Source organism: Xanthomonas sp. WHRI 1810A, from assembly GCF_040202885.1.
Lineage (GTDB): Bacteria > Pseudomonadota > Gammaproteobacteria > Pseudomonadales > Pseudomonadaceae > Aquipseudomonas.
On record NZ_JBEGED010000072.1, the window covers coordinates 1 to 526 of the forward strand.

Consider the following 526-nt stretch of genomic DNA (forward strand, 5'->3'; position numbering starts at 1 on the left):
GTGCCGCTCAGCCCACCGGTTGCGGTGTCCAGCACGATGCCGGCCGGCAACGCGCCAGCGCTCAGCGCATAGCTGTACGGCGCAGTGCCGCCGGTGGCCGGGCTGATCGCTGCCGTATACGCCTGCCCTGCGGTGCCTGCCGGCAAGGTGGATGCGGGCAGCACCAGGGTCGGGCCAGCCACCGTCAGCGTATACGCCCGCGTCCCGGTGAAGCTGTTGGCATCGGTCGCCTCAACCGTGAAGTTGAACGTGCCATCCACCGTCGGCGTGCCCGACAGCGTGCCGTCGCTGGCCAGCGTCAGGCCAGCCGGCAAGGTGCCGCTGGCGATGCTGTAGCGATAGGGCGCAACGCCGCCGCTGGCCGTCAACACTTGGTTGTACGCGCTGCCGCGCACCGCCGGTGGCAACGTCGGCTGCCCCGGCACCAGCGTCGCCGCTGTAATGGTGACCGAATAGCTCTGGCTGGCCTGCACAGCCGGGCTCGGCGTGCTGTCGGTGGCGGTCAGGGTGCAGTTGAACACGCCCG

1 protein-coding gene is annotated in these 526 nt (G+C 70.3%); it reads right to left on the minus strand.

Annotated features, from left to right (window positions below; genetic code table 11):
* A partial coding sequence (locus ABQX22_RS26790) for an Ig domain-containing protein (RefSeq protein WP_349802868.1) occupies positions 1-526 on the minus strand: 526 nt, incomplete at both ends.